General features: G+C 62.7%; 19 protein-coding genes and 1 pseudogene. 14 read left to right on the top strand and 6 right to left on the bottom strand.

Translation table 11 applies throughout. The features are described from left to right. The first annotated feature begins 20 nt into the window (after nucleotides 1-20). From C6558_RS31355 to C6558_RS31345, 3 genes are read left to right on the top strand one after another with little or no spacing between them, the layout of a single operon-like run. Entirely contained in the window at nucleotides 21-1,697 is a 1,677-nt protein-coding gene (locus C6558_RS31355) for a serine hydrolase (RefSeq protein ID WP_107028117.1), read from the top strand. Further along, nucleotides 1,694-2,800 (top strand): pyridoxal phosphate-dependent aminotransferase family protein, encoded by a 1,107-nt coding sequence (locus C6558_RS31350; RefSeq protein ID WP_244494619.1) that lies wholly within the window; start codon nucleotides 1,694-1,696, stop codon nucleotides 2,798-2,800. The genes C6558_RS31355 and C6558_RS31350 overlap by 4 nt, the downstream gene beginning before the upstream one ends. A 17-nt stretch (nucleotides 2,801-2,817) precedes the next feature. Continuing rightward, nucleotides 2,818-3,615 (top strand): M55 family metallopeptidase, encoded by a 798-nt coding sequence (locus C6558_RS31345; protein WP_057224409.1) that lies wholly within the window; start codon nucleotides 2,818-2,820, stop codon nucleotides 3,613-3,615. 124 nt (nucleotides 3,616-3,739) lie between these two features. On the opposite strand, the gene C6558_RS31340 is transcribed toward C6558_RS31345, so the two are convergent. From C6558_RS31340 to C6558_RS31320, 5 genes are all read right to left on the bottom strand, one after another. Further along, nucleotides 3,740-4,177, bottom strand: coding sequence for a DUF1801 domain-containing protein (locus C6558_RS31340; RefSeq protein ID WP_057213174.1), 438 nt, complete (start codon nucleotides 4,175-4,177; stop codon nucleotides 3,740-3,742). After that, a complete protein-coding gene (locus C6558_RS31335; protein WP_107028116.1) occupies nucleotides 4,174-5,034 on the bottom strand; it encodes a GyrI-like domain-containing protein in 861 nt (286 codons plus the stop codon). Before C6558_RS31335 ends, C6558_RS31340 begins: the two co-directional genes overlap by 4 nt. A gap of 169 nt (nucleotides 5,035-5,203) precedes the next feature. After that, nucleotides 5,204-5,908: a DUF899 family protein gene (locus C6558_RS31330; RefSeq protein ID WP_057224415.1), complete on the bottom strand. Its 705-nt coding sequence runs from the start codon at nucleotides 5,906-5,908 to the stop codon at nucleotides 5,204-5,206. A 155-nt stretch (nucleotides 5,909-6,063) separates the two neighbouring features. Continuing rightward, nucleotides 6,064-6,819, bottom strand: coding sequence for an alpha/beta hydrolase (locus tag C6558_RS31325; RefSeq protein WP_107028115.1), 756 nt, complete (start codon nucleotides 6,817-6,819; stop codon nucleotides 6,064-6,066). A gap of 58 nt (nucleotides 6,820-6,877) precedes the next feature. Beyond that, the gene (locus C6558_RS31320) at nucleotides 6,878-8,653 is read right to left on the bottom strand and encodes a cytochrome c biogenesis protein DipZ (RefSeq protein WP_057207591.1); all 1,776 of its coding nucleotides are present in this window, start codon (nucleotides 8,651-8,653) and stop codon (nucleotides 6,878-6,880) included. A gap of 356 nt (nucleotides 8,654-9,009) precedes the next feature. Here C6558_RS31320 and C6558_RS31315 point away from each other — a divergent pair, with 356 nt between their 5' ends. The 5 genes from C6558_RS31315 to C6558_RS40420 all read left to right on the top strand — a co-directional run bounded on the left by C6558_RS31315 (nucleotide 9,010) and on the right by C6558_RS40420 (nucleotide 13,171). Then, a complete protein-coding gene (locus C6558_RS31315; protein ID WP_057207590.1) occupies nucleotides 9,010-10,062 on the top strand; it encodes an alpha/beta fold hydrolase in 1,053 nt (350 codons plus the stop codon). A 119-nt stretch (nucleotides 10,063-10,181) separates the two neighbouring features. Continuing rightward, nucleotides 10,182-10,922, top strand: a complete 741-nt coding sequence (locus tag C6558_RS31310) for a response regulator (protein ID WP_057207589.1) — start codon at nucleotides 10,182-10,184, stop codon at nucleotides 10,920-10,922. Continuing rightward, nucleotides 10,919-12,241, top strand: a complete 1,323-nt coding sequence (locus C6558_RS31305; protein WP_057213186.1) for a HAMP domain-containing sensor histidine kinase — start codon at nucleotides 10,919-10,921, stop codon at nucleotides 12,239-12,241. Before C6558_RS31310 ends, C6558_RS31305 begins: the two co-directional genes overlap by 4 nt. 272 nt (nucleotides 12,242-12,513) lie before the next feature. After that, a complete protein-coding gene (locus C6558_RS31295) occupies nucleotides 12,514-12,930 on the top strand; it encodes an organic hydroperoxide resistance protein (protein WP_057224423.1) in 417 nt (138 codons plus the stop codon). A gap of 82 nt (nucleotides 12,931-13,012) precedes the next feature. Beyond that, the gene (locus C6558_RS40420) at nucleotides 13,013-13,171 is read left to right on the top strand and encodes a hypothetical protein (protein ID WP_164474920.1); all 159 of its coding nucleotides are present in this window, start codon (nucleotides 13,013-13,015) and stop codon (nucleotides 13,169-13,171) included. 71 nt (nucleotides 13,172-13,242) lie between these two features. Here C6558_RS40420 and C6558_RS31285 read toward each other — a convergent pair whose 3' ends face one another. Beyond that, complete coding sequence (locus tag C6558_RS31285) at nucleotides 13,243-14,625, bottom strand: nucleobase:cation symporter-2 family protein (protein WP_107028112.1); 1,383 nt, start codon at nucleotides 14,623-14,625, stop codon at nucleotides 13,243-13,245. Nucleotides 14,626-15,090: 465 nt separating this feature from the next. Here C6558_RS31285 and C6558_RS31280 point away from each other — a divergent pair, with 465 nt between their 5' ends. The 6 genes and pseudogenes from C6558_RS31280 to C6558_RS31255 form a co-directional block, all read left to right on the top strand. Then, nucleotides 15,091-15,366, top strand: coding sequence for a hypothetical protein (locus C6558_RS31280; RefSeq protein WP_245449238.1), 276 nt, complete (start codon nucleotides 15,091-15,093; stop codon nucleotides 15,364-15,366). Between the two features lie 461 nt (nucleotides 15,367-15,827). Continuing rightward, nucleotides 15,828-17,351 carry a sugar ABC transporter ATP-binding protein gene (locus C6558_RS31275; protein ID WP_107028111.1) on the top strand — a complete coding sequence of 508 codons (1,524 nt, stop codon included), beginning with the start codon at nucleotides 15,828-15,830 and terminating at the stop codon, nucleotides 17,349-17,351. Nucleotides 17,352-17,366: 15 nt separating this feature from the next. After that, entirely contained in the window at nucleotides 17,367-18,371 is a 1,005-nt protein-coding gene (locus tag C6558_RS31270; RefSeq protein WP_107028110.1) for an ABC transporter permease, read from the top strand. 72 nt (nucleotides 18,372-18,443) lie between these two features. After that, a complete protein-coding gene (locus tag C6558_RS31265; protein WP_057224431.1) occupies nucleotides 18,444-19,403 on the top strand; it encodes a substrate-binding domain-containing protein in 960 nt (319 codons plus the stop codon). Between the two features lie 144 nt (nucleotides 19,404-19,547). Then, a complete protein-coding gene (locus C6558_RS31260; RefSeq protein WP_107028109.1) occupies nucleotides 19,548-20,600 on the top strand; it encodes a sugar phosphate isomerase/epimerase in 1,053 nt (350 codons plus the stop codon). A 352-nt stretch (nucleotides 20,601-20,952) separates the two neighbouring features. Next, nucleotides 20,953-21,079 (top strand): annotated as a pseudogene (locus C6558_RS31255) (gfo/Idh/MocA family oxidoreductase); the annotation flags it as partial.

The following is a 21,079-nucleotide window of genomic DNA, read 5'->3' as shown; positions in this document are numbered from 1 at the left end:
GAGACCCAAGGAGCGTACCGATGCCCTCTCTGTCTGCCGCCTCGATCGAGCTTTTCGAGGATCTGATCCGTTACGAGGTCGAGGACAAGGCGATCCCGTCGATCTCCTATGCCCTTGTCGACCGTGACGGCGTGCTCGCCGAAGGCCATGTCCAGCGTCATGACCGGCATTTCGACATGGGCAGGGACACCTGCTTCCGCATCGGCTCCATCACCAAGACCTTCACCTCACTGGCGATCATGCAATTGGTCGAGAAGGGGCTTGTCGATATCGATGTCGACGTGTCGACCTATCTCCCCGGCTTCAAGCCGATAAACCCGTTCGCCGGCGCCGAAGGCGGGCCCTACGGCTCGGTCATCAGCCTGCGCAAGCTGATGACCCATACGGCCGGCCTTGTACGCGAGCCGAAGAGCGGGCACTATCTCGATGCCACCCGTCCGCCGCTCGAAGACACGGTCAACGAGCTGGCAAGCTCGACCTTGAAGCAGGACCCGAGCCTCGGGGTGATGCATTACTCCAACGCCGGCATCGCCGTCGTCGGCCGGGTGATCGAGACGGTCAGCGGCCAGAGCTACTCCGATTATGTCGCCGCCAACATCCTAAAGCCGCTCGGCATGGACAGCTCCTCGTGCGGCATGGCACCCGGCATTCGTGAAAGGCTTGCACCAGCTGACATGTGGACGCTCGACGGCGACACGCCGGCGCCGGTGTTCAGCCTCGGCGGATCGCCGGCCGGCAATATCTTCTCCACCACCGGCGACATGGCGCGTTACGCCCAGTGCCTGCTGCGCGGCGGGTTCGACGTGCAAGGCAATTCCATCATCTCGCCGGCGGCGCTGCGCGAAATGTGGGCTCCGTTCGGCAAGCGTGCGGCCGGCCACGACAAGACGCTTGCCGGCTACGGCCTGTGCTTCGGGTCCGGTGATGTCGACGGCTGGACCTCTGTCGGCCATGGCGGCGCAGTCTATGGTTATGCTTCGCAAATGATGCTGCTGCCGGCCGCCGGCGTCGGTGTGCTGATCTTCGCGACGCTCGACTTTTCCAACCAGATCGCCTCGCGGCTCGGCGTCGACGGCGTGCGTATCGTCCTTGCCGAGCGCAGGATGGGCAAGATGCCGGAGCGCGTGCAGCGTCCGCCTGCAATTTCCGAGGCGCAGTTCAAGACGCTGCCGGGCTATTACCGCGACGACGCCACGCAGGAGATCGTCGAGGTCAAGTCCAAGGACGGCAAGATCTACCTGATGGGCGAGGGCGTGCCACACCAGATTCGTCCGGTCGCCGGCAACGACTTCGTCATAGACGGCCGCATCTACGGGCGCGGCGCTGATTATGCCCATATGAACCTCTCCTTCCCGGAAGCCGGCAAGCTCCTCTGGAAGGATGCGAACTGGACGCGCATCGAGGCACCTCTCGACGAGACCGTGCCCGACGCGATCAAGCCGCATCTCGGCGAATACGGGCCGGATTTCAACATCACATACCTGACCTACAGCCACGGCGGGCTGAAGTGCCTGATCGAGTATTTCTGCACGCACACGTGCGAGCCGGTCGAGGAAGGGCGCTTCCGCATGCACGGCCGGCTCTACGAGGACGAGATCCTCGAACTCGACGCCGTCGATGACAACGGCAAGCGCGGCATCCGCGTCGGCCCGATGTTCCTGGAACGGCGCAGCCCGTCCCAGGCGGAAGCGGCGTGATCCGGACCATGGTTGCTCCGATCAAGATGGAATCGCCGCTCGGCGCCCGTATGTTCATCGGCGGGCGCGAGGTCGACTATTACTGCGGCACGTCCTACTTCTGCCTGCACGGCCACCCCGAAGTGATCGAGGCGGCCTGCGACGCCACCCGGCAGTACGGCATGGGGCCGGGAACGCTCGCCCACATGCAGGTCTATGCCGACCTGCAGGAGCGGCTGCGCGACTGGTTCGGCACCGAGGAGGTCGTCTACATGATCTCCGGCTACACCAGTCCGATGGTGCTGCTGCAGGGGCTACGCGACGATTTCGACGTCATCCTCATCGACTCGGCCACCCATTACAGCACCCGTGACGCGATCCCGACGCTCGGCAAGCCGATCCACGAGTTTCGCCATGCCGACCCGGAAGATCTCGCAGCGCAACTGTCGCTGCATGTGAAGGCAGGCGAGCGGCCGGCTGTTCTGACGGACGGCGTTTTCCCGTCGTCAGGCAAGCTTGCACCGCTTGCCGACTATCGCCATGTGATGGCTCCCTACGAGGGCGCGCTGCTCTGCATCGACGATTCCCACGGCGTCGGCGTTCTCGGCGAAACCGGGCGTGGCTCGCTGCAGCATGCCGGGCTCGAGGGCGAGGGCAATTTTCTGGCCGGCACCATGAGCAAGGCATTCGGCGCACTCGGCGGCGTCGTTCCGGGCGACGCAGCGCTTGCCGAAAAGATTGCCCGCAACGCAATGATCATGCGCGGCGCCTCGCCGGCGCCGCCCGGTCTTGCGGCGGCGGCCGCCGCATCGCTCCGGGTCCTGCAAACGACGCCGGAAAAGCGCGCGAACCTCACCCGCAACATCAAGCATGTGCGCAGCGGCCTGCGAGCGCTGGGCTTCGAGGTCGCCGACACGCCGGTGCCGATCGTCACCGTCAAGGGCGTGACCGATCTCGAGCAGCTTCGCGACCGTCTCGCCGAACGCGACATCATCGTCCGGGTCCAGCAGGCGGGCGGCTATTCCGACGCACCCGACGTGCCGACCCTGCGGCTCGCGGTGTTTTCCGAACATTCCCCAGCTCAGATCGATCGGCTGCTGCAGTCGATGGCCGAGCTTCTTTGAAACATGAGGGAGCGATCATGAAGGTTTTCATCAGCGCAGATATCGAGGGCACGGCGGGGATCACCGCCTGGGACGAGGCCAAGAAGGGGCATCCGGAATACGAGGAATTCCGCGAATACATGACCGACGAGCTGGTGGCGGCCTGCGAAGGGGCGAAGGCGGCCGGTGCCAAGGAGGTGGTAGTCAAGGATGCGCATTCGACCGCGCGCAATCTGATCCTGTCGAAGCTGCCGGCCTATGTCAGCATCGTCAGGGGCTGGAGCGGTCATCCAGATCTGATGATGTTCGGCATCGACAAGAGTTTTTCGGCAGCCCTCTACACTGGCTATCACAACAAGGCCGGCACCGACACCAATCCGCTCGCCCATACGCTGACCGGCACGGTGTCGCGGCTTTTGATCAATGGCGACGTGGCGTCAGAATTCACGCTGAACGCATTTTGCGCCGCACGCTACGGCGTTCCGTCGGCGTTTCTCTCCGGCGACGCCGGCATGTGCGCTGAGGCCAGGGCGATTGTTTCCGGCATCGGCACCGTTGCCACCAGCGAAGGTTTCGGCCCGGCGACCAGATCGCTGACGCCAAAGGCCTCGGTTGCCGCCATTCGCGAGGGCGTGGAGAAAGCGCTGTCGGGTGATCTCAAGGGCTGCCTGCCGAAGCTCGCCGACCGCTTCGAGCTTGTTGTCGAATACACGACCCCGATCGAGGCCTATCGCGGCAGCTGGTATCCCGGTGTTGAACATGTCGCCGCCCGCACGCTGCGCTTCGAGGCCAAGGACTTCTTCGAAATCCAGCGCGCCATCCGCTTTATCGTGTGAGCGAGGCGATTTGCAGTGGGCCAGACGTTGCGTCGCGGCTCGCCGAGCCTCCGCCGGCAAGGGCGTCGGGACCTCGTTCACGATTATCGTCGGCTGCCAGCCAACTGAAGCACTCGCGGGCTCGTCAGCTCGTCAATGTCGTGGGCAAGATCGTCGCGCGTCGGTGATAGGTCAATGCTGCCCGCAGGCACAGCGCCAGCGGTCCTTTCGGCAAATCCCCTGTGGTGGGGATGAGGAGGGCGCGATTGCCCTCGAAGGTGAAATCATCGGCAAAGTGAATGCGGAAGGTTTCGACGAGCGTCGTCCTGCAGTTGAAGAATACGGCACATCGTTCCGGCGCCGATTCGGCGACGCCGAGACGGATGGTCGTTCCGCTTTTGCTTGCCTGCGTAAGATAGGCCGGCTCTCCCCATTTCAGCGTTTCCGTCAGCGGCCCCACGCCTTCGGTCTCGGCTGCAACCATATAGATGAGGTCGCGAACCTGCAGAAGGCGCGCTCGTATCGCTGCGGCGTGTTGCGCAAGCACCTCGGCGACGGCGGATGGAACGGGTGGGGTCGTCATGGCGTGCTTTTCAGCGGCAGATGAATGTCGGTTCGCAATTCGCTCTGGGGCACCAGGCGCGGATCGTTGAGATAGTCTTCGAAGACCGGCGCATCGTCGGGCTCATGCCCGGATCCGGGCAGCCACACGCCGAGGAACCAGCGATAGGCACCGCGCATTGCCGCATAGGGACCGGTGTAACTCAGTCTAGCGTAGGGGCCCCCACGCAGGACCGTTTCGGTCAACGGCAGGTCGAAGGTGATTGGACCGGCAATCGGCATGCTGGCGCGAGAGCGCAAGTCCTGCTCAGACCCGAGGTCGGGGTCGTCGAAGAATACCCCGATCATCTCCGGTCGGTCCGGCAATGCCCCACGGGCCGCGAGTTCGGTAAAGAGCCGCGCCATCGCACGGTCGATTTCCATGTAGGAGCCCCGGTGGGCGATCGACGCACACCGTCGCTCGGGCAGGGTGACGACGCTCACCGGGAATCCGTTCGTGTCGCCTGCGGCATTGGCCGCCCTGAAGGCGTCGTGCGGACCATTTTCCCGATAGGCGGCGGGCGTCATGCTAAAAGCATCCTTGAAAGCCCGCCCAAATGTGTCGACCGAGGCATACCCAGCGCGATCGGCGACGATCCTGACCTCAAGATCGGAATTGGCCAGCCGGTCGGCAGCGCGCTGCAGCCGGAGTCTGCGAATGGTCGACGCTATGGTCTCGCCGCGCATGGCCGAGTAGATCCGGCTCCAGTGATAGGAGGAGAGGCAGGCGACGTCGGCCAGTTCGTCGAAGGAAATGTCCTCTTCCAGATGAGCATAGACATGGTCGATGACCCTGTTCATCCGTGCGTTGTAGCTCGCCTGTGTCGGTGCCTTGCGCATCGCTGTCCTCACGGCTCTCCAAACAACGAGAAGATTTGCACGAAGTGGACCGGCAAATCTTGCGGATTTGAAGATCTTGCCGACGCAACCGCCACTATTTGTCGCCCAAATGCGTCCCGCCAGCTTCGCGGCCCGTCCACGACATCCATTGCCGCCGTGACGATGATCGTCAGTAGCTGAGCTTCGGATACCAGTCCGTGCCGCGGCCCTCCGGCGTCAGATCCAGGATCGACCAGAGCGAGGCGATGTCCGGCGCCTCTCTCGGATCTTGGCCGGGGTCGGCCATCTCCGTCGTCATCTCGCTTGCCCAGAAGAGCCTGACGGCGTTGCCTTTACGTTTGAAGACGCCAAGCGCCGGATTTTCGCTTCCGTCCGCATTGATGAGGCCGAGATCCCGAGCATAGTCGTCGCCGACCGTCTGGACGAAATCGAGGTCTCGCCAGCCACGCTCCTGGGCAAACGCCAGCTGGCGCTCGACGGAGCTGCGGCCGAAGATCTTCAGCGCCACCCGCTGCTTGATATCGGCGGCGTTGCCGTTCACCGCGCCGAGCCAGTTCGTGCACATCGGGCAGGGGCGCGCGCGCTGCGGCCCGTACATCCAGAAATAGGCGACGAGCGTCTGTTTGTCGCCGAAGAGGTCGAGCAGGCCGATGTCGTTGCCGTTGGCATCCTTGAAGCGATAATTCTTTTCAATCACCGGCCCATCCGGCAGCAACCGCCGCTGCTCGACCAGCCGCGTCATCTGCCGCCGGAACTCGATTTCTTCGCGCAGCAAAGCCTGCCGCGCCTTTCTGTACTCAGCCGTTTCGCCGGGAAAGGGCGATTTGCCCTTGGCTGCGAGATCCGGCGCCGGAACGAGTTGATCGAAGCTCATGTCCTTGCCCTCGTTTTATCGATCCCAACTAACGGCTTCGAGCCGTCCAGGTTCCCGAACGAGTGAAGGAATGCTCGGCCGGGCGCTGCAACGCCCGGACCAGCTGCGATAAACGCGGCAGTCAGATGTTTGCACGTCAGTTGCCGTGCATCGACTTACTGGCCGAGCTGTTTGGCTGCCTTTTCGATGACATCAGCAACCATCTCCGGCTGAGAGGCAAAGACGGCATGGCTCGCCTTGATCTCCGTCACCTCGCTGTTTGCCCCCTTGGCCATGTCGCGCTCGAGATCGGGATTGATCGCGCGATCCTGCGTCGCCACGATCGACCAGCTCTTCTTGGTTCGCCAGGCCGGATCGCCGACCTTGGACGAAAACGCCGCCTTGGCGGCAAAGACCTGAGATTTTGCAAGGAATGCCGCTTCGTCCTTCGGAAGGTCAGCAGCGAAATCGGCGGCGAAGGCGCTCGGGTCGAGATAGAGGTATTTTCCGTCCTTGGTCTCCCTGATGTTCATGCCGCCCGCCGGTTTGGAGCTGGCAAGGGCGAGCAGACTTTCGCCCTTGTCGGGCTGGAAGGCGGCGACATAGACGAGGCCTGCGACGTCGGCACGGTTGCCGGCTTCGGTGATGACGATGCCGCCATAGCTGTGCCCGACGAGCAAGGTCGGACCATCCTGCAGATCGAGCACGCGGTCGGTGGCGGCAACGTCATCCGCCAGCGACGTGATGGGCTGTTGAACGATCGTCACGCCATAGCCCCGCTTCTCGAGAATTTCCGTTGCCTGGCGCCAGCCGGAGCCATCGGCCAGTGCGCCGTGAACGATGACGATATTCTTGACCTCGGCTGCCTGGGCCGCAAAGGCAATCGCGCTGGTGAAGAGGGCGAGCGCGAGGGTGGAAAGATGACGGTTCATGGATTTCACTCCTTGTCGGGTTGATGGCGATTGGCAGGTTTGAACATGTCTCGAGGTCTCAGCCGAAGGTGAAGGCGTAGGCCTGAACGCCTGGGTCAAGGAACCGGATGCTGAAGTTGCGCGCCGAGACGTCGCCTGCCTGGCGCACCAGCTGATAAAGCCTTGTTGCCGTGACCGTGCCGTTTCCATTGGCGTCGATATCGGCGCCGTGGTCCTTGCCCGGCGCCTTGCCGTCGATGGTCACCTGAAAGCGGACCGGCTTTCCGGCCGCTCCCGGCCCAAGAACGAGATGCAGGTCGCGGGCGCTGAAACGCGAGGCGATGCCGCCTCCCGGCTCGTCGAGCGTTGCCTGTTCCGGGCCGACGGTCCAGGTGCCGGTGAGGCCCCATTCGTTGAGACCCGGTTCGGCGACCGTGTATTTGCGCGCCGCATCGGCGCTCAGGCTCTCGTTGGAGGCGAAGTTCGAAGCGCGCTGGTATCCGAGATAGGTTTCGCTCGAGCGGATATTGTTGAGGTCGGCGCCGAGTTCAGCGCCCTTGGTCTCGGGCACTACCGGCCTGCTCGCCGCCATGTCGCTACCGGCTTCTCTGAGCAGGTCCTGGATGGCCTTCTCCGTCTGCGGGTAATTGCCCTCGCCGAAATGATGGTAGCGGATCTGCCCCTTGGCATCGATCAGGTAATGGGCCGGCCAGTAGCTGTTCTCGAAGGCGCGCCAGATGCGGTAGTCGTTGTCGATGGCGACGGGATAGCCGATGTTGAAATCGCTGACCGCCTTGCGGACATTGTCGATCTTCTTCTCGAAGGCGAATTCAGGCGCATGCACGCCGATGACGACGAGGCCTTGATCCCGGTATTTTTCCGCCCACGCGCGGACATAGGGGACGGTGCGAATGCAGTTGATACAGGAATAGGTCCAGAAATCGACGAGCACCACCTTCCCCCGCAAGGCTTCCGCGGTGAGCGGCGGCGAGTTCAGCCACTCCACCGCTCCATCAAGCGATGGTGCAGCGCCTTCGACGGGCAGGTCGCTTTGAAAGGGGCGGGTTGTATCGGCCGATGCGACGTCCACGCCCTTGTCGGCAGCCGCGGAGAATGGTCCGCCAGCGGCTTTGGTATCGAGCTTTTCGAGCACGGTCTGTTCCAGGGATGCCGTGCTGGCGTAGGAAAGCTGGGCCAGCAAGCCGGTATCGAGGCCGAGCGCGATTGCCGCAACGCCGGCGAGCACCGCGGCACCCAGGACCTGGCGAATGCGCTCGCTGATCCCCAGCGACCGCTTCATGGCGGCGAAAACCTTTCCGCCGACAAACATGGCTGTGGCAAGCGAGGTGGCCGCACCGGCAGCATAGGCAAGCAGCAGGAATGTCGTCGCAAGATTGGCACCCTGCAGTGCCGCGCCGGTCAGGACCAGACCAAGGATGGGCCCGGCGCAAGGGGCCCAGAGCAGGCCGGTCGCGATGCCGAGAACAAACGAACCGGCCACATCGGGCGTCGCGCGCCCATGGCCGGTGGCCCTCATCAGGCGGTTGCCGAAATCGACGACGGGCTGTGAAAGCGCGCTGGCGATCCGCGGTGACAGCAGGCTTGCGCCAAACGCCGCAAGCAAGGCAATCGCGGCAATGCGGCCATATTCGTTGGCATGGATGGCCCAGCTGCCGCCGATGGCTGCCAGGGTGGCGACAAGCGCAAAGGTGATGGCCATGCCGGCAAGCATCGGCAGCGTGCTTCGGAGGAAGGACTGTTCGGCGCGTGCGAAAACGAAAGGCAGGATAGGCAGGATGCACGGACTGAAGATCGTCAGCGCGCCTCCGAGATAGGCTATGATGAGAAGCGTCATCATCGTTTCCTTTGAACCGATTGATCGGGCTCTGGACGGCGATGTGCCTTGACCAGCAACGGATACGCATCTGGTCTTTGCGACGTATCCCGCATGTGTCCGCTCAGGTATGAAAATGTACCGGGATGTAGGCGTAGCCCGGCCTGCTACAGAGCGATACAAATCGGCTGCCGATGATCAGCCATCAGACACGCGCCGGCGGATCGAGTTGGCTGGTCGCAAGGCGTCTTTGTATCAGACTGTATCCGGGCGGGTCGGCGCTACATTGGTATTCAAGATCGGGCGGGCGCGACACACGCAGGATACAAGCGGCCCGTCTTTCTCCCATTGTGCTTGGGTTCAAAAAGGAGAGGCCGATGTCTGACGAAATCAACCATGAACGCCGCAAGTTTTTCGGGGTGGCTGCCATGACCATTGCTGCGGTCGAGCTTGGCATGGCGGGTGCCGCGATGGCGCAGTCGGGGCAAGCGTCCGCCGCACGGCTGCCTGACATCAAGCCCGGCACACACACCTCCTTTGCCGCACTCAAGCAGATCCGGGCCGGCGTGCTCGAAGTCGGCTACGCGGAGGCAGGTCCCGCCGATGGGCCGGCTGTTCTGCTGCTGCACGGCTGGCCCTATGACATTCATACCTATGTCGACGTCGCGCCCTTGCTTGCTCAAGCCGGCTACCGCGTGATCGTGCCTTACCTGCGCGGTTACGGAACGACGCACTTCCTTTCGCCGGATACGCCGCGCAACGGCCAGCAATCGGCGATCGCTGCGGATATGATCGCCTTGATGGATGCGCTGGGCATCGAAAAGGCGGTGCTTGGCGGTTGCGACTGGGGCGCACGCACGGTCAATATCATGGCAGCACTTTGGCCGGAGCGCTGCAAGGCGATGGTCTCTGTGAGCGGCTATCTCATCGGAAGCCAGGAAATCAACAGGAAGCCATTGTCGCCCAGCGCCGAGCTTGCCTGGTGGTACCAGTTCTATTTCGCCACCGAGCGCGGGCGGCTGGGCTATGAGGAGAATCGGCGCGCCTTTGCCAAGCTGATCTGGCAGACCGCCTCGCCCACCTGGAAATTCGATGATGCGACCTTCGAGCGTTCGGCTGAAGCCTTCGACAATCCCGACCATGTCGCCGTCGTCGTCGACAATTATCGCTGGCGATTGAGCCTGGCGGAAGGCGAACGCAAATACGACGCTTACGAAAAGCGGCTTGCCGCGGGACCGAAGATCTCGGTTCCCACCATCACGCTGGAAGGTGATGCCAACGGCGCGCCGCATCCGCAGCCTGCCGCCTATGCCGGCAAATTTTCGGGAAAGTACGAACATCGCACCGTCAGCGGCGGCATCGGGCATAACCTGCCGCAGGAAGCGCCGCAGGCGTTCGCACAGGCGGTTATGGACGTGGATCGTTTTTAGACCGACGATAGTCGGCAACAGGGCGCGCGACCTTGTGGATGCCTGCCTCGCGCAAGCCGCCTTGGGTCTAAAGGCATCAGGCGCTGTGGCCGAGTGCATAGGGGAGTGGGAAGTCGGATATGGAACACGTCGATCACATCCTGATCGTCGACGACGATCGCGAAATTCGCGAGCTGGTGTCGAGCTATCTAAGGAAGAACGGGCTGCGCACGGCCGTTGCCGCGGATGGCCGCCAGATGCGCGCCTTTCTGGAAGCCAACACCGTCGATCTGATCGTGCTCGATGTGATGATGCCCGGCGACGACGGACTGGTCCTCTGCCGGGAGCTGCGCGCCGGCAAGCACAAGGCGACGCCGATCCTGATGCTGACGGCTCGCAGCGATGAGATGGACAGGATCATCGGCCTGGAAATGGGAGCGGACGACTATCTGCCCAAGCCATTTGCTGCGCGCGAGCTCTTGGCACGCATCAAGGCGGTGCTGCGCCGAACCCGAATGCTGCCTCCGAACCTGCAGATCACTGAGGCGGGTCAATTGCTGACCTTCGGCGACTGGCAGCTCGACACGGTCGGCCGCCGCCTTCTCGACAGGCAGGGCACGGAGATCGCCTTGAGTGGTGCCGAATACCGGCTGCTGCGTGTCTTCATCGATCATCCGCAGCGCGTGCTCAACCGTGATCAGCTTCTCAATCTGACCCAGGGGCGCGACGCCGAGCTGTTCGATCGCTCGATCGATCTTCTCGTCAGCCGTCTGCGCCAGCGGCTCGGTGACGATGCGCGTGAGCCGACCTACATCAAGACGCTGCGCAGCGAAGGTTACGTCTTTTCCGTTCCGGTCGAGATCTCGGAGCCCAGGCAATGAGCTTGGGCGTCACATCGACTGTCAGCTGGTATTGGCCGAGCACCTTACGCGCTCGGCTTTTTCTCGTTCTTCTCCTCGGTCTCGCAATCGCCTATGGCCTTTCTTTCAGCGTCCTGTTTCTCGAACGCTATATGTCGGCGAAGGCGGTCATGCTCGGCACGCTGGAAACCGATGTTGCCACATCGATCGCCATTCTCGATCGACTGCCGGCGAGCGAGAGAGCGGGTTGGCTCGATCGTCTCAGCCGCGGCAGCTATCGTTTCGTGCTGGGGCCCGGCCTTCCCGGCGTGCCGGATCTCACCACCCGTGGTGCGGAGATCGCTACCAAGATCGAGGAGGCGGCCGGGCATCGCTTTCCCCTGCACGTGGAGGCGATTCCGGGTGACGACAAAAGATTGCAGGCCCATCTGACGCTCAGCGACGGCGCGCCCCTGACGATAGACGTGACGCCACGGGGCGTCATGCCGATCGCCGAATGGCTTCCCTATGTGCTGGCGACCCAGATGGCACTCCTGCTCCTTTGCGTCTGGTTTGCCGTGCGCCAGGTCATCCGCCCTTTGAGCGACCTTGCCGCTGCCGCCGATGCGCTGGACCCGAACAGGAAGGCCGCGCCGTTGAGCGAAGCCGGCCCACGTGAAGTCGCGCATGCCGCCCGGGCCTTCAATGCCATGCGCGACAGGATCGCCCACTATCTCGAAGAGCGCGTGCAGATCCTTGCCGCCATTTCCCACGATCTCCAGACGCCGATCACGCGCATGCGGCTTCGCGCCGACATGGCGGATGAATCGCCTGAAAGGGATAAGCTGGTGCAGGATCTCCGCGAGATCGAACGACTGGTTCAGGACGGTATTGCTTACGCCCGAAGTGCGCACGGCAATGTCGAGAAGACTTCCCGCATCGACCTCGCATCCTTTATCGACAGCCTGGCCTATGATTATCAGGACACCGGAAAGTCCGTGGCCGTCGTCAGTGCCGTTGACGGGACCATACCCGTCAAGCCGCATGCGTTGCGCCGGATCCTCTCCAACTTCATCGACAACGCGCTGAAATTTGCCGGCGCTGCCGAGATCAGTGTCGAGCGACGGGAAAATGGCGAGGTCGCCATCACGGTGATGGATCGGGGGCCGGGCATTCCGGACGACATGCTCGAGGCTGCGATGCAGCCGTTCTTCAGGCTCGAACAGTCCCGCAATCGGGAGACGGGCGGCACCGGGCTCGGACTTGCGATCGCCCAGCAACTGGCAGGGGCCATTGGCGGCTCGGTGCGGCTCTACAATCGCGCCGGCGGCGGTTTGGCGGCGGAGGTCGTCATCCGCTGATATCGCGGTCAAAGTTCGCCGAAGCGGTTTGTAGCTCTACAGCGCCGCGCGTCTTATCAGACGCGCAAAGGTCGCTGTAGCACTTTGAATTACTGCATGTTTTATCCTCAAATCGAATAGGATTTAAGGAGCCATGCAGTAGGTGTCCGGAGCGACCACCGCTACGCTTTGGTACATTTCCGGCTGTTTCGGAAACATGCCGGATACCTCCGCCGGTCAAATTTCTCTCCGTCAACGCAGTCGCCAGGGGCGACACAATAACGGAGTGTTCCATGACACAGGTCGACAAGGTTCTCTACACCGGCAGGACGCATACCAGCGGCGGTCGCGACGGCGCCGCACGCAGTGATGATGGGCGGCTGGATGTCAAGCTCTCGCCACCGGGAAGCGCCCATGCCGGGACCAATCCCGAGCAACTCTTTGCGGCCGCATGGTCGGCCTGTTTCATCGGCGCCATCGGTAAAGCGGCGGGAAAGCGCGACGTCAAGCTTCCTGGAGATCTCTCCGTGGCTGCCGAGGTTGATCTCGGATCGACCAACGGCGCCTATCTGCTCCAGGCGCGGCTGAAGGTGAACATGCCCGGCATCGAGCGGGAACTGGCGACAGCCCTAGTTGAAGAGGCGCATCAGACCTGCCCCTATTCGAAGGCGACCCGCGGCAACATCAACGTCGAGTTGACGGTCGCCTAAAACGATGAAAGCTCGCCGCGTCGCGGCGAGCTTTCATGGAAATGGAATGGGCGATGCTTGCGCATCGCCATCGGAGGATCCAATGAAGCTGATGATCATCATCGCACTTGGAGCGGCGGTTTTTGCAGCACCGTGTATCTATGATGTGAGCTCGCAAGAACCTTCGCCCTTGATAGGCCTGTTTGCTGCGGCTTCCACGATTGAGGGTGCCACCGTCAATTTCGCGCCGAGCAGGCACTGACCTCTCGAAGGTGACCCCAACCGGCCCCGCTCGTGCGAGCGGGGCCGGTTGGGGTGGCGATCCCCTTGTTGTCAGTCGATGATTTCTTCCTGGCGCTCGGGCAGAAGCCAGTTGAGGAAGACCGCGCAGATGCCGCCGGTTGCCACGCCCGATTCCAGTACGTCCGCGAGCGCCCGGGGCATATGCGTGACGAACTCGGGAACCTGAGAGACGCCGAGCCCGAGGGCAAGCGAGATGGCGATGATCAGAAGCGCGCGGCGGTCCAGATGAACGCCGGCGAGGATGTTGATGCCGGAGGCGGCAACCGCGCCGAACATGACGATGACGGCACCGCCGAGGACCGGTTCCGGCACGGCCTGGATGACGCCGGCAACCGTCGGGAACAGCCCGAGCAGGACCAGCGCGGCGGCGATGTAGATGCCGACGTGACGGCTGGCGACGCCGGTCAATTGGATGATGCCGTTGTTCTGCGCAAACACCGAGCTTGGGAAGGTGTTGAAGATGCCCGCCAGCAGCGAGTTCACGCCGTTGACGAGAACGCCGCCCTTGATCCTCTCCATCCAAAGCGGACCTTCGATCGGCTGGCGCGAGATCTTGCTGGTGGCGGTGATGTCGCCGATCGCCTCAAGCGACGTGACGAGATAGATGACCACCATCGGCGCAAACAGCGACCACGAGAAGTCGACGCCGAAATGAAACGGCACCGGCGCCTGGAACCAGGCTGCCTGATGCACGCCGGCAAAGTCGAGGCGACCCATCCATGCCGCCAGCAGATAACCGGCGGCGAGCGCCAGCATGATGGCGCTACTGCGGACCCAGACGACCGGAATGCGGTTGAGCGCAATGATAAGCCCAAGCACGACGCCTGACAGCAGCAAGTTTTCGCCGTTGGCAAAGGTGCCCTGCGACATCGCGGCAAAGCCTCCGCCCATGCTGATCAGGCCGACCTTGATCAAGGTAAGGCCGATCGTCAGGACGACGATGCCGGTGACGAGAGGGGTGATCAGGCGCTTGACGAAGGGCAGCACGCGCGAAAGGCCCATTTCGATGAAGGATCCGGCGATGACGACGCCGAATATGCACGCCATCACGGTTTCGACCGGCGTCCCCTGCTTCACCATCAACACGCCGCCGGCAATCAACGGGCCGACGAAGTTGAAGCTTGTTCCCTGAACGATCAGCAGGCCCGCGCCGAGCGGGCCGAAACGGCGACATTGAACGAAGGTTGCGATCCCCGAGATGACCAAGGACATCGACACGATCATGTTCGTGTCGCGAAGAGAGACACCGAGTGCCTGGCAGATCAGCAGGCCTGGCGTGACGATCGGCACGATGATTGCCAGCAAATGCTGCAGCGCTGCAAGAAAGGCGATCGGCGGCGAGGGGCGATCGTCGAGGCCGAGCACGAGTTCGGTCGGCCGCGTCGGCGCGGCGGTGGGATTGTGTATGTTCATGTGCGTCGACCCATGGTCAGGGTCCCGAGCAGGTTCGGCGTGCGCGATTTCGAAGTCCGTCGGTCGGCTGAAAGTTTCGACATTGTTCCTCCCTTGTCGATCGCCGAATGTCTCGAAACATTCGGTGCGGCGCCCGCCGTCCTCCAACGTTGGGTGCGCGGCGAAAGCTAGATGAATTCGACGTTTCTCATTCACAAGAAATACGTGAAGCTGTTTCGCTGGTGCTCAGCGCAATCATGCGGAGTGCCGCCGGCCCGCCCTGCAAGACCAAAGTCTGATGCAAGATCTTGCCGTCGACAGATCGCGCCCATTGACCTCAACTATGCTTGAGTTTCTATAAGGCACTCCGTACAGCGCTATGGAGAAACATGATGACCGACCAATTGCTCTTTCGAAATGTCATGAAGATCAAATGCCGGGCATCTGCAGCCCTTCCGTGAAGCGGTGCGGGCAGCGGTCGACTTCGTGGAAGAGAACGCTCCACAATTGATGGTCCGCACGTTCATCGACGAGACAGAAATGCGGGCGTTCAGCTACCAGCTCTACCGAAATTCCGCCGATGTCCTGCGCCACTGGCAGATGTCGGATGCGCATATTCAGAGCGTGTCTGCGCATTGCACCGTCGAAAAATTCGAAGTCTACGGCGATCCGAGCGAGGAGGTGGCGAGAGGCGTGTCCCAGTTCATGGGTGACGGACGCGGCATGATCATGCCACCGCTGAAAGGCTTCTCGCGCTTCTAGGCGCACGCGTATCCGGCCATGCGGCGTGTGTGCCAATCGCCCCCTCTGACAGCGCGCGCGCACTCGGCCATGCCATCATCGGACTGGTTGATGCGTCCTGTAGTTGTCGATCCGCTCGGTCTGAGAAAGTGCGCCAGATGCCGCCCTTTGACTCCACTCGCGAATGTCGCCTGTCCGTCTGTCTGGAGCCCCGCATCGGGTCGGCTGTGGCTGAGCTTCTCTCTTCCTAAAACCGATAGTCCGTGCTGACGCTGCGCTGCCTCGGGGCTCTCTCTTTGGCTTTTGGCCTCGCCGTTCGAAATCAACAGGCTGAAAAACAAATTCTGATTTACGTACCTCAGAAAATGGGTTAGCAGTACTTCCGGAGGAGTTCTTATGACATTGTTTCGTTGCGTTCGTGCCCGAGCACGGGGCGTGGCGGCCGACCCTATGGGGCGTGGCTTGACGATTGCGGTCGCCACATGACGGCTGCGGCATCCCAGAGTGCGCCACCCGTCCTCGAGGCGAGGGGCATTTCAAAGACGTTTGGCATCGTCGAGGTGCTGCGCGACATCGATGTGTCCGTGCGGCCCGGCGAAGTCCACGCCATCATCGGCGAAAACGGCGCCGGCAAATCCACGCTGATGAAGATATTGGCTGGCAACCATTTGCCGACCCGGGGCGAGCTGGCGATCGATGGAAAACCGGTGAGCTTTTCCGGCCCTGTCGATGCCGAACAGGCGGGTATCGTCCTTGTTCACCAGGAAATCCTGCTCGCACCGGATCTGACGGTGGCGCAGAACATTTATCTCGGCCGCGAACTGCGCAAAGGTCTTTCCGTCGACGACCGGGCCATGAACGATGGCGCGGCCAGAGCGATCCATGATCTCGGTGCCGATCTCGACCCAAGGACCATTGTGCGCCGTCTGTCGATCGCCCAGCGCCAGCTGGTCCAGATCGCGCGGGTGCTGCTGGTGCCGCACCGGGTGGTGATCTTCGACGAGCCGACGGCGTCCCTGACGCCGCATGAAACTGAAGCGCTGCTCAAAGTGATCAAGGATATCCGCGCCAAGGGCGTCGGCGTTCTCTATATTTCGCACCGACTGCCGGAGGTGAAGGAGATCGCCGACCGGGTGACGGTGCTGCGCGACGGCCGGGTCGTTGCTGGGCACACTGCCGCCGAGCTGCAGCCGGCCGACATGGCGCGGCTGATGGTCGGGCGCGATGTCGCAAAACTTTATCCCGAACGCCACGGTGGGCCTGCACGCGACGTCGTGCTCGAGATCGAAGACTTTTCGGTGCCGGGCTTCGCGCGCAACGCCACCTTTCAACTGCGCAAGGGCGAGATCCTCGGCTTTGCCGGTCTTGTCGGCGCCGGCCGAACCGAGTTGATGGAGGGCATTGCCGGGCTTCGTCCGGGCCACGGCAGGATCAGGCATCACGGCCAGGCGGTGAATTTCTCCAACGTTGAGGCGAGCCTCAAGGCTGGATTGGTCTATCTAAGCGAGGACCGAAAGGGCAAGGGCCTGTTGCTGACCAAGGATCTGAGGGTCAACCTGACGCTTGCCTCGCTATCCCGCTTTGTCAAAACCCTGCAGATCGACCGCAAGAAGGAAGCCGACGCGCTCGACGGGGCGATCCGCGAGTTCGACATCCGAACCGGCCGCAAGGATATCCTTGCCGGGCAGCTGTCCGGCGGCAACCAGCAGAAGCTGCTGCTTGCCAAAATGATGATGCTCGATCCGGAGATCGTCATCATCGACGAGCCGACGCGCGGCATCGACATCGGCAACAAGGAGCAGATCTACAAATTCATCGCCAAGCTCGCAGAGGAGGGGCGGTCGATCATCGTCGTCTCCTCGGAAATGCCGGAGCTGATCGGCATCTCCGATCGCATCCTGGTCATGCGGGAGGGCCATATCGTCGGCGAAGTTACGGGAGAGAAGATGAACGAAAACGAGATCGTCGTTCTTGCGACAGGCGCCAATACTGGGGAGGCCGCGTAAGCGCGGGAGACGATCATGACGAATGTTGCAACCGAAACGCAGAAGGCGCCGCGAACCTCGCGAGACTGGGACATGGCGGCGATCGCCCCCTTTGTCGCGCTGGCACTGCTGCTCATCCTTGGCTATTTCGCCAACCCGAATTTCATCTCCGTCGCCAACCTGTTGAACGTCATCACCCGCAGCGCCTTCATCGCCATCATCGCGCTGGGTGCGACCTACGTGATCTCCTCCGGCGGGCTCGATCTGTCCGTCGGTTCGATGGTCGCCTTCGTCGCCAGCCTGATGATCCTGTTCATCAACAGCTGCGTCATTGCCGACCCCGTGCTGATGCTGATCTGCGCCGCGATCCTGGCGCTGGTGCTGGGGGCTGCCTGCGGGCTCGTCAACGGGCTCATCACCACCCTCGGCCGGATCGAACCCTTCATCGCCACGCTCGGCACCATGGGCATCTATCGCGGGTTGACCACCTGGCTGTCGCAAGGTGGCGCGATCACCCTACAGGACCGCGAACTGCAGCAGATCTACCGGCCAGTTTATTTCGGATCGGTCGCCGGTGTTCCCGTGCCAATCATCATCATCTTCGTGACGGCCGCGATTGCTGCCTTCGTGCTCTATCGCACGCGTTATGGCCGTCACGTCATTGCGGTCGGCTCCAACGAGGACGTGGCCCGTTACTCCGGCATCTCGGTCAATAAGGTTCGCACCATCGCCTATGTGATCCAGGGCCTCTGCGTCGCCGTCGCCGTGCTGCTCTATGTGCCACGCCTCGGCTCCACATCGGCTACGACGGGCATTCTCTGGGAGCTACAGGCGATCACCGCTGTAGTCGTCGGCGGAACGGCTCTGAGGGGCGGCGTCGGACGTGTCTGGGGCACGGTCTGCGGTGCCTTCATCCTGGAGATCGTCGGCAACATCATGCTGCTTTCGAACTTCGTCAGCGAATACCTGATCGGCGCCATCCAGGGCGCGATCATCATCATCGCCATGCTGGTGCAGCGCTCGCTGATGCGCCGCACGTGAGATTGGCCGGGCCGTTGGGGCGAGCCCGGTTTCATTGCAATCGAGCCCCGTGGAAATCTTGGGAGGGAGACTATGCGTAAACAAATTATCGGCCTGGCCGTCGCCGCCGTGGCGGCATTTGCAGGCGCTGCACCGGGCGCCTTTGCACAGGACAAGAAAGTGACGATCGGCGTCTCGATCCCGGCGGCCGACCATGGCTGGACGGCCGGCGTCGTCTTCCACGCCGAACGCGTTGCCAAGCTGTTGATGCAGGAGCATCCGGGCCTGAACGTCATCGTCAAGACATCGCCCGATGCAGCCACCCAGGCAAACGCCGTGCAGGACCTGGCGGTCCAGGGGCTTGATGCGCTGGTCATCCTGCCGTCGGATCCCGATCCGCTCGTCAACGCCATCCAGCAGGTCAAGGATTCCGGCGCCTTCGTCGCGCTCGTCGACCGCGCGCCGTCGGTCAACGACAGCTCGATCCGCGATCTCTATGTCGCCGGCAACAACCCGGCGCTCGGCCAGGTCGCCGGCGAATACATCAAGAAGACGACGCCGGATGCCGAAGTCGTCGTCATCCGCGGTCTGCCGATCCCGATCGACCAGCAGCGCCAGGACGGTTTCGACAAGGGCATCGCCGGTTCCAACGTCAAGGTTCTCGACCGCCAGTATGGCAACTGGAACCGCGACGACGCCTTCCGCGTCATGCAGGATTACCTGACGAAGTATCCGAAGATCGACGTGGTCTGGTGTCAGGATGACGACATGGCCGTGGGCGTTCTCGAAGCCATCGGCCAGGCCAAGCGCACCGACATCCAGTACATCGTTGCCGGTGCCGGCTCGAAGGACATGATCAAGAAGGTCATGGACGGCGACAAGATGGTTCCGGTCGACGTGCTCTATCCGCCGGCGATGGTCGCAACCGCAATGCAGCTGACCGCTGCCAAGTTCTACGACCAGGTCCCGGTCAGCGGCGAATACATCCTCGACGCCACGCTGGTGACCAAGGACAATGCCGAGCAGTTCTACTTCCCGGATTCTCCGTTCTGATAAGCCAGGCGCGCCCATCGGTCGGGCGCGCCTTTTCCTTTCGCACTCATTTTTCAGGACACAATCGCGCTTGGCCAACCCTGTGTCCGGCGCCTCTTCAGCGTGACATCGATCCGGTCACGGCAGCTTAGACGAGGAAAAATCATGAAAACGATTAAGGGCCCCGGTCTGTTTCTTGCGCAGTTTGCCGGGGATGCGGCGCCGTTCAACTCGTTTGCGGCGATCACCAAGTGGGCTGCCGATTGCGGCTACAAGGGCGTGCAGGTGCCGACCTGGGATACCAGGCTGATCGATTTGCAGCAGGCGGCGACGTCAAAGGCCTATTGCGACGAGCTTGCCGGCATTGCCCGCGACAACGGCGTCGAGATCACCGAGCTGTCGACCCATCTGCAGGGCCAGCTGGTCGCCACCCATCCGGCCTATGACGAGGTGTTCGACGGTTTTGCCGTGCCGGAAGTGCGCGGCAATCCTGGGGCACGGCAGCAATGGGCGGTCGAGCAGGTGAAGCTGGCGCTGACGGCTTCGAAGAACCTGGGGCTTAATGCGATGGCGAGCTTTTCAGGCGCGCTGGCCTGGCCGTTCGTCTATCCCTGGCCGCAGCGGCCGGCGGGCCTCGTCGAGGCCGCCTTCGACGAGCTGGCCAGACGCTGGAAACCGATCCTCGACCATGCCGAGGATTGCGGCGTCGACATCTGCTACGAGATCCATCCGGGCGAGGACCTGCACGACGGCATCACCTTCGAGATGTTTCTGGAGCGCACCGGCAACCATGCCCGCGCCAACATGCTCTACGACCCCTCGCACTATGTGCTGCAGTGCCTCGACTATCTCGACAACATCGACATCTACAAGGATCGCATCCGGATGTTCCACGTCAAGGATGCCGAGTTCAACCCGACCGGGCGGCAGGGCGTCTATGGCGGCTACCAGGGCTGGGTCAACCGGGCCGGGCGTTTCCGCTCGCTCGGCGACGGCCAGGTCGATTTCGGTGCGGTGTTTTCCAAGATGGCGGCCAATGATTTTTCCGGCTGGGCGGTGGTCGAATGGGAGTGCTGCCTGAAGCATCCCGAAGACGGCGCGGGCGAAGGCGCCGAGTTCGTCAAGCACCACATCATCCGGGTGACCGAAAAGGCCTTCGACGATTTTGCCGACGGCGGTACCGACGAGGCCGCCAACCGGCGCCTGCTGGGGATTTGAGGCGAAGCACAGCTTCGGCGGCAGCCCGCCGCAGCCGCAGTGCGCGCCCCGGCCGTAGCCCCTCACCCTAACCCTCTCCCCGCAAGCGGGGAGAGGGGACGTGCTACACGGTGCTGCCGAGCGAGAGGAAACGCCGTCGCGATCGCCCTTCTGCCAGCTGCTGGAGGAGGGGATGTGAGCTGACGCTGGCGCTGCTGTCTTGGCTGGTGGTGCGAGGGTGCCGCATATTCCTTCTCCCCGCCCGGCGGGGAGAAGGTGCCGGCAGGCCGATGAGGGGCAGCCTTACGACACGGCAACCCCAGGGCACGACGATCACGACACGACATGATGAAACGATACGAGGAGAGATGACATGGCAATCGAGGGAACGAGCGAGAAGCGCGAGCGGCGGATCAGGCTCGGCATGGTCGGCGGCGGTTCGGGCGCCTTCATCGGCGCGGTGCACCGCATCGCCGCCCGGCTCGACGATCACTACGAAC

The sequence above is a fragment of the Ensifer sp. NM-2 genome (assembly GCF_003024455.1).
Taxonomy (GTDB): domain Bacteria; phylum Pseudomonadota; class Alphaproteobacteria; order Rhizobiales; family Rhizobiaceae; genus Ensifer; species Ensifer canadensis.
The sequence above is the reverse complement of the archived record's forward strand: the minus strand, read 5'-3'. Positions and strand labels throughout refer to the sequence as shown.